7 protein-coding genes and 1 pseudogene are annotated in these 8,711 nt (G+C 39.8%); 7 read left to right on the top strand and 1 reads right to left on the bottom strand.

Features of this window, described 5'->3' with window-relative positions:
- Window positions 1–324 precede the first annotated feature (324 nt).
- The 5 genes and pseudogenes from AC52RT_RS05110 to AC52RT_RS05090 form a co-directional block, all read left to right on the top strand.
- Window positions 325–1,872: a fatty acid--CoA ligase family protein gene (locus AC52RT_RS05110; RefSeq protein ID WP_495539752.1), complete on the top strand. Its 1,548-nt coding sequence runs from the start codon at window positions 325–327 to the stop codon at window positions 1,870–1,872.
- Between the two features lie 171 nt (window positions 1,873–2,043).
- The gene (locus AC52RT_RS05105; RefSeq protein ID WP_495539751.1) at window positions 2,044–2,820 is read left to right on the top strand and encodes an enoyl-CoA hydratase-related protein; all 777 of its coding nucleotides are present in this window, start codon (window positions 2,044–2,046) and stop codon (window positions 2,818–2,820) included.
- 157 nt (window positions 2,821–2,977) lie between these two features.
- On the top strand, window positions 2,978–3,505 hold the full coding sequence (locus tag AC52RT_RS05100; protein WP_495539750.1) for an HD domain-containing protein: 528 nt from the start codon (window positions 2,978–2,980) through the stop codon (window positions 3,503–3,505).
- A 123-nt stretch (window positions 3,506–3,628) separates the two neighbouring features.
- Window positions 3,629–4,258 (top strand): NUDIX hydrolase, encoded by a 630-nt coding sequence (locus tag AC52RT_RS05095; protein ID WP_495539749.1) that lies wholly within the window; start codon window positions 3,629–3,631, stop codon window positions 4,256–4,258.
- A gap of 24 nt (window positions 4,259–4,282) precedes the next feature.
- Window positions 4,283–4,754, top strand: a pseudogene (locus AC52RT_RS05090) (AzlC family ABC transporter permease); the annotation flags it as partial.
- 130 nt (window positions 4,755–4,884) lie between these two features.
- On the opposite strand, the gene AC52RT_RS05085 reads toward AC52RT_RS05090, so the two are convergent.
- Window positions 4,885–5,472 carry an SCO family protein gene (locus tag AC52RT_RS05085; RefSeq protein ID WP_495539748.1) on the bottom strand — a complete coding sequence of 196 codons (588 nt, stop codon included), beginning with the start codon at window positions 5,470–5,472 and terminating at the stop codon, window positions 4,885–4,887.
- 242 nt (window positions 5,473–5,714) lie between these two features.
- Here AC52RT_RS05085 and AC52RT_RS05080 point away from each other — a divergent pair, with 242 nt between their 5' ends.
- On the top strand, window positions 5,715–6,977 hold the full coding sequence (locus AC52RT_RS05080; RefSeq protein WP_495539747.1) for a M48 family metallopeptidase: 1,263 nt from the start codon (window positions 5,715–5,717) through the stop codon (window positions 6,975–6,977).
- 154 nt (window positions 6,978–7,131) lie between these two features.
- Window positions 7,132–7,941, top strand: coding sequence for a YitT family protein (locus AC52RT_RS05075; protein ID WP_495539746.1), 810 nt, complete (start codon window positions 7,132–7,134; stop codon window positions 7,939–7,941).
- The last annotated feature ends 770 nt before the right edge of the window (window positions 7,942–8,711 follow it).

Here is an 8,711-nt window from a genome sequence, read left to right as displayed (position 1 = left end):
GAACAGCCGTTTAGCACCACTCCCTATTTCCTTTACGAGCAAACCAAGGCGCCTCCGCATTTCAGAGTCCAGCTGCGGCGCCTAGGCCTTCGGGTCATAAGCCCATCCTCTCCGCAAGGTAAGAGCACCTTGCTCTGAGGCTGTTCTTATGCCTGTCAGGCCTGAACAAGGCGCCTCCGCATTTCAGTGTCCAGCTGCGGCATCCTGCTTGCTGTGGAAAAGATGAGTGTCCCCCAAAAGGCAAGAACAGCCTTTTAGGTCCACTCCCTATTTCCTTCGCAAGCATAACGGATGCCTCCGCATTTCTTTTAAGGAGGGGTATTTGTGAATTTATCGGATCAGCTTCACCGTACGGCTCAGGTTAAGGCAGATAAGCCAGCCTATTATTTTATGGACAAAGGGACATCTTATGGGGAATTAGATGCATCGGTTACTATGTTTGCAGATCAGCTGCATAAACTAGGAATAGGAAAGGGGGATCACGTTGCGCTGCTTATCGGAAATTCACCGCATTTCATCATTGGGATGTATGCAGCGTTAAGGGTAGGTGCAACAGTCATTCCTGTTAATCCGATTTATACACCTGATGAGATTGGCTTTATCATGAATAATGGAGATGTTAAGGCGATTATTGCACTTGATTTACTTGTGCCGCTGTTAGAAAAAATGAATCCTGTATTGTCTACAGTAGAGCATATGATTATATGCGAGACAGGTGCTGATCAGGGTGGAATGGATATCAGTCAGTTATCTATCTACCCTAAAATGAAATCGTTTACACAGTTAGTTTCTTCTGGTGATCGTCAGTTTAGTGGGCCTAGCTTAGATGAAGAGGATGTTGCTTTAATCTTATATACATCCGGAACGACTGGAAAACCTAAGGGAGCAATGCTTACTCATCGAAATCTTTACTCGAATGCGATAGATGTCAGTGATTACTTAAAAATTAATGAAGATGATCGAGTGGTAACCACTCTTCCTATGTTTCATGTATTTTGTATGACGGTTGCTTTGAATGCTCCATTAATGAGTGGTGGAACATTGCTGATTGTTCCTAAATTCAGTCCAAAGGAAGTATTCAGGTTGATAAAAAAATATGAAGCAACGGTGTTTGCCGGCGTTCCAACCATGTTTAATTTCCTTTATCAATATCCAGATATTGACCCGAAAGAATTATCTTCGCTTCGGTTATGTATCTCGGGAGGATCGGCCATGCCTGTAGCGATATTAAAAGCCTTTGAACAAAAGTTCAATGTGTTTATTTCTGAAGGGTATGGGTTATCGGAAGCTTCACCGGTCACATGTTTTAATCCGCTGGATCGTCCTAGGAAAGCTGGATCAATCGGCACATCTATTATTCATGTTGAAAATAAGGTGGTCGACGAACTTGGGGAAGAAGTACCGGTTGGACAGGTTGGCGAATTAATTGTTAGAGGTCCTAACGTGATGAAGGGGTATTACAAGCTGCCTGAAGAGACAGCAGCCACTTTAAAAGACGGCTGGCTTTACACGGGAGATTTAGCCAGAATGGATGAAGAAGGGTACTTCTTCATCGTAGACCGTAAAAAGGAATTGATTATTGTCGGCGGATTCAATGTTTATCCTCGCGAGGTGGAAGAAGTGCTATTTAATCATCCGGATATTATTGAAGCAGCCGCAATCGGAGTACCCGATCCAAACCAAGGTGAAGTTGTTCAATGTTTTGTAGTGACAAAAAATGCAGACTTGACCGAAGATGAAATAATCGCCTATTGCGCAGAACATTTAGCGAAATATAAAGTGCCGAAGCAAATAGAATTCTTATCTGAACTTCCTAAGAATACGACAGGAAAAATATTACGCCGTTCATTGAAAACCCAATTTCAGAAATAAAAAAAAGATCCAGCTGGCAGACACAAGTTGTTTGATTCAGCTGGTTTTTTTCGTTTTTAGCACATTAAAAATCCCATTCTTCAATAAGATAATTTAATTTCCTGCTTACGCCTTACTGAAAATGGGAATAGACCTATATAAACAGAATGGTGAGAAAGGAAGTGGGAAGCAATGCCTTGTATTTTATATGAAGTTGAATCCAGCATTGCGCATATTACAATCAATCGGGAAGAAGCCCTTAATACGATAAATTTAAAAATGGTTGAAAGATTACAAGCTGTAATTAATGATATTGCGGTTAATCCGCAAGTGGGTATAGTGATCATTTCAGGAGCAGGACAAAGGGCGTTTAGTGCTGGCGGCGATTTACATGATCCAGCCTTTTCTGAAAGCTCAAAAATGGTTGAAACTTTAAAAAAACTTAATGATCTATTAGATAGTATTGAAAATCTACCGCAGCCTACGATTGCAGCAATTAATGGCTATGCTTTTGGAGCCGGCTTTGAATTAGCTTTAGCCTGTGATTTACGCATAGCCGTCGACCAAACACTTATGGGACTGCCGCAAACGAATATCGGCTTAATTCCAGGTGCTGGTGGTACACAAAGGCTGCCTCGTCTAATCGGAGAAACAAAGGCACTCGAATTAATTTTGACCGGTAAACGGGTCACATCACTTGATGCCTATCAATATGGTGTCCTTACTAAGGTTGTTTCCAATCAAATTCTTGAAGAAGAAGCTGTTAATATGGCTAAGCTTATGCTCAGAAATGGTCCACTGGCATTACAACAAGCTAAATTTGCGATTAAAAACGGTTTAAAGACAGATATTCAACAAGGTAAAAAAATAGAAGAATTGTGTTTTGCAAAAACAGCAGCGAGTGAAGACTTTCACATTGGCTTACATGCTTTTTTTGAAAAAAAACAAGCGGAATTTCATGGTAAATAAAAGCAGAAAATGCACGCTTCATTTGAGAGCATAATAAAAAAATGAATTAAATAGCGTAGTTCTTCAGTAAACTAATTAATTCCTTGTCAATCAACTAGAAAAAAGGTAATATTAATTTTAAAAATTTACCTACTACAACTAGAAAGGAGAGATAAAGTTGAGAGATGTCACCCTCCAAAATATATTCGAGCACCACATTGCCCAGAAATATTTGACCCGCTCAGGAATCGCACATGCCATTGCGGTTGCTTACCATGCGTTTCATCTAGCTAAAGAAGAAAATCTAGACGTAGACATAGCTGCAAAAGCGGGACTTCTCCATGATATGGGTCACTTTACTTGGTATCGTAATGGAAAATGGGATTATGATCTTTATCGGCAGAACGATATCCATGCAATTAAAGGTGCAGAACGTGCGCACAAGCTGCTGATTCGTCTCGGTGAAAACCCCATACGCGCCAGAACGATTGCATTGGCTATTTTGTTTCACACAGATTCATTCCTGCCTACGAATGATATTGAACGAACTGCTCTACAGCAAATAGTAAAGAAAGCTGATGAAAAGGATGAAGAAGAAGGCGGTCTTCATCACTATCGGGAAATTGACTTAGAACGTGCAAGGGAGAGTATCCGAAGATTAGACAACCTAATAGATACAGAAGAAGATAAAGAGCTGTCATCCTAAAAACGATGGCGGCTCTTTTGTGTTTCCAAGTATCAGCCTAGTAAACTTTTCAAGGAAAAAGTATACTAATAGAAAATGTTTACAATAAAAACAAGAAATGAAGTTTATATAGGAGGGATAACCATGGAAACAGAGAGGCTGCGAATTTTTGATGAGCATTATAATGAAATTGGCTCCTTGCCCCGAGAAGAGGTTCATAAACAAGGTTATTGGCACGAAACGTTTCATTGTTGGTTTGTAAGGCGAGAGCGCAATCAGACGTTTTTAACCTTGCAGTTACGTAGTAAGCTGAAAAAAGATTTCCCGAATCTTCTTGATATTACAGCTGCTGGACATTTACTAGATACGGAATCTGTTCAGGACGGGGTTAGGGAAATCGAAGAGGAAATTGGTATAAAAGTAAATATGACAGACCTCATTCCAGTCGGAAGGATTAAGAATGAATCGCATCTAGATCAATTTATGGACAGAGAGTTTTGCCATGTATACCTCTATGTAACATCACTTGGAAATGAACAGTATACGCTGCAGAAAGAAGAGGTTTCTGGTATGTTTCACGCAAGTCTTGAAGACATACAAGCTTTATATAAAGGGAGGACATCTGAAATTGAGGTAAAAGGGTTTACAGTGGATGAGGACGGAAGTAGGAGTGAGGATGTAATTGTTGTTAGGAAGGAGTCTTTTGTGCCGCATGGTAATAAGTATATGCAGACCCTTTTTAAGGTGGTGGAGGCACTGCCATTTGAAGACTAATTAGAGGGTGGTGGAGAATTAGGGATGACAGAAGCAAATATTCAAAATGGGTCTCCTGCAGTTCGAATGGGTGTGAAAGCAGGTACGGTTATTGCTATCGGATACGCCCCAATAGCTATTACCTATGGTTTACTGGCGAAAAATACGGGGAAACCCTTTTATTAAGGATGATTGTTTATGCTGGAGCGGCTCAATACATAGCCTTAAATTTACTAGCTTTAGGGACTGGAGCAATAGAAATCATATTAACAACCTTTATTGTGAATATCCGTCATTTTCTTTTATCTGCTTCTTTGAATGAAAAAAGCAGGAAAGAAGATAGTGTGATCAAAAAGATGATCTATGCTTTTGGTATAACCGACGAAACGTTTTCCGTGGCTGCCATCAAGCCTGGAGAATCAACCGCAGGCTATATGTTTGGGCTGAATGGGACCGCCTATGGCAGCTGGATGTTTTTTCTGGAATCGGCCATCTATTCGGAGCGAGTCTTCCTCAACATCCGATTTGGTGTTGTCGGTGCTGTATCTGCGTTTGTACTCGCTTATCTTGGAGCAAATATCATGGTCATCATTGTTGGAGCCATAGCCATCTTAAGTTTATGTTCTCTCTTTCTATGACTCCATCGTTTACTTAACTTCTTTCATAATCCGTGCATATACTTTATCTTTGTCAAAGCTGTCTTCGCCCATCCCGAATACTTTGATCACTCGATTATTTTTATCAAGGAGATAAGTGGCGCTGGTATGGACAAAATCCCCGTTGCCAGACTCACGGTATTGAAAGTTAAATTGTTCGGCGAGTTTTTGGGTATCCTTGACACTGCCTCGAAGAAATTCCCAGCCAGCTGTCTTGCCAGCGTCAAAATTCGCTGCATAATCATTGAGAGTCTGCTCTGTATCTACTACTGGATCAATAGTAATGGTTAAGAATTCCACCTGGGTGTCAAACACCTTAGCAGCTGCTAATTGGTTCTGAAGTTTTTTCATTTGAAAAGTAGTAGTGGGACAAATATCTGGACATGCTGTGTAAATAAACTCAAGCAGGCGGACCTTAGGGGCCATTTCTTCAAAGCTAAATGTGGATCCGGTATGTGTGGTCATCACCATTTCTTTTGGGAACTCCATTTTTGATTGACGATATTCACTAAAGTAATAAATACCAGTACTAATCCCAATGACTAAAAGTGTACAAAAAATGACGTAAAGCTTTTTCATATCGTCCATCCCCTTATTCTAATATTCAGTGAAAATTAGGTAAAATATTCATAATACTTTCGTACTATTTAACTATACACAACAAAATTGGGAATGGACTGTGAAATCAGGTGAAATTAAGAAGATTGTTTGAACATTTTCTTACAATTTGGTGGATAAACTTCCTTTAATTGGTTTTGGTTCTATCCTGTCCATTTTTAACTACACTAGAAAGAGATGATTGATGATTAGGGGGAAATGACATGGCTAGAAAATGGGCGGGAACGGCTATTGTGATATATTTTCTAATCTTGGTGTTCATGTACTTGTATCTCTTTAATGGAGATAGTGCACTACCTCAAAAGTGGATTGGCACGGCTGCAGATCCGGCAACATTTTTAAATGCACGAGAGTTAATGCTAAGTGAGCAGTATTCTCAAATCAGGAATTTTATGTTTTTTGCTTACAATGCGTTCGATTGGATTGTTTATTTCTTTATTCTCTTGTTCGGACTGTCTCGAGCATTTGAAAGGGTGGCCAAAAGTCAATCAAAATGGAGAATCGTACAAGCAGCCATCTATTTATTTATGCTTTCGGTCCTTTCCTATGCAGTGACGTTTCCATTAAGCTATATTAGCTATAATTTAAGTAAAACCTATCATATCAGCACCCAAACCTTTTCTTCCTGGATGAAAGATGGTCTCATTGATTTTTGGGTTAATTTTGGCCAAATGGTTATTATCGTTTCCGTATTATATTGGTTAATTAATAAAAGCCCGAAAAGATGGTGGTTTCATGCCTGGCTCCTTTCAATTCCATTTTTCTTGTTTATGATGTTTATTCAGCCTGTGGTCATTGACCCGCTCTATAATGATTTTTATCCGCTAAAAAACAAGGAGTTAGAAACCGAGATTCTTAAACTTGCGAGTCAAGCTGATATTCCAGCCGAACATGTATATGAAGTGAATATGGCTGAAAAAACAAATGCACTTAACGCCTATGTCACTGGAATTGGTGCCAACTCTCGAATTGTTTTGTGGGATACAACACTTAATCGGTTGAAGGAAGAAGAAATTCTCGTCATTATGGCGCATGAAATGGGTCATTACGTTGAAAAACATATTTATATAGGAATTGCGGGGTATTTAATTCTCACCTTTGTAGGGCTATGGTTAACAGCAAGGTTGATGAAGAGTATTATTACACGATACGGTAATGTTCTAAAGATTACAGGTATCGGAAACCTTAGCTCACTCCCGCTTTTTTTACTGATTACCGCTATCCTGCTCTTTGCATCCAGCCCGCTTTCTAACTTTGTGTCGCGTTATCAGGAAGCGAGGGCTGACCAGTATGCGATGGAGATGCACGAAGATAAAGAGAGTGCCATTACGATGTTTCAAGAATTAACGCGTTCTGGACTAAGTCAAGTGAACCCGCCCCTATTAGTAAAATGGTTTCGGTATTCACACCCTACTATGTTAGAACGAATAATATCTGTAGAAAATTATCATACTGTAGAGGAATAAGCCGGAGAATCGGCTTATTTTTTATGAAAAAGAAGGATATCCAGAGGCTGTGATAAAGATTTCCATTATCAGAAAAAACTATTAAATTTTCACTTTATTCGCTCTCTACTATAATAAAGGAAATTGGAATTATATATGCAGGGAGATAGGTAGGATGAATAAGGTATTAGCCATTATTATTGGTTCAATTATTGTCGGTGTTGCATACAATATGTTTTTAATTCCTCATAAAATATTAAGCAGCGGCTTAAGCGGAATCGCCATTATGCTTGGAATCGTTACCCCGCTTAATACAGGAATTCTTAACTTTTTACTCAATCTGCCTCTTTTGATTTTAGGGGTATTAAAACTAGGTAAACAATTTATCAGGTATACCATTTTGTCTGTCGTTGTCCTTTCTGTCAGCTTATACCTGATCCCCATCCAAGCCATTTCAACGGAACCTATTCTCTCTTCATTATTTGGTGGAGTGCTGACAGGAGTGGGGATTGGCATAATTTTTCGTGCTTCTGGTTCATCAGGAGGTTTTGATATTATCGCTATGTTGCTGCAGAAGAAAAATGATTTTCCTTTAGGCACCCTTCTTTCTGCTATGAACGCCGTGGTTGTGGTTATTTCAGGTTTTGTATTTGGCTGGGACGCAGCGCTGAACACCTTAGTGGCGATTTATGCGACGGGAAAAGTAATTGATACAATTCACACCAATCATATTAAATTAACCTTAATGATTGTTACGAATAAGGGTGATGAATTAAAAACCAAGTTACTAGCTAATCTTTATCGGGGAATTACGATGATGGATGGTCAAGGCGCTTATACGGGGCAAGAACGAAAAATTTTAATGACTGTCATCACACGTTATCAATTAACAGAAGTTAAAGGTTTGATAAATGAAGTCGATCCAGATGCGTTTGTTAATATCACTGAAACAACCGAAGTCGTTGGTATGTTTCATCGTGGTTAAAGTGTAAAAAGCCTTTCCAATAAGGAGAGGCTTTAGGCTTCTTTAAAATGGGGTGTTGATTTCCGTTCCAGGCGTTTCGCTTTCCGCGGGCAGGCGGTGAGCCTCCTCATCGCTTACGCTCTTGCGGGGTCTCACCTGTCCTGCTATTCCCGCAGGAGTCTTCACGCCTTCCACTTCAATCAACTGTCTACATGTAGGCTACAAGTCAAATCCGTTCTATTTTAATTAGACTTATATCCATTTTGAGGGATAAATATGCTTAAGCCAGAATACCTCCATGAAAAGTATTCAAAACTCAAAAAAGGTCCGCAATAAAAACTCCGGACCTCTTTTGTCTACAGACTAAAGCCTCTCATATAAGGAGAGGCTTCAGTTTGTAGACAAAAGGAGATTGGTATTAAAAATTTCCGATTCCCTATAAATACTTTGGACCTCTACCTCTGAATACATATCCTTCACCAAGTCATAAATGTAAGTGAAGTCAATGGCCGCCTTCATTTTGCGAACCAAATGGTTAGGTGGCACCATTTGATGTAATATAACATTTCAAATGGGTCTCGCTGAATAGAATCATGTTTAGAAAACATCCTTATCACCTATGTTTTAATCCTTCTATTTTTAAACAAGGTGCCTCGAGGATATCTAAAAGGTAAAACAAAGTTGATTAGAACGGAAGGTACGAGACTCCTGCGGGAAAAGCGTGTCTAGGTGAGACCCCGCAGGCGAAAGCCGAGGAGGCTCACCGACCGCCCGCGGAAAGCGAGTGCCTG

The sequence above is a fragment of the Peribacillus sp. genome (assembly GCF_059453735.1).
Note: the sequence above shows the minus strand (reverse complement) of the source record. Positions and strands in the feature narration are given on the sequence as shown.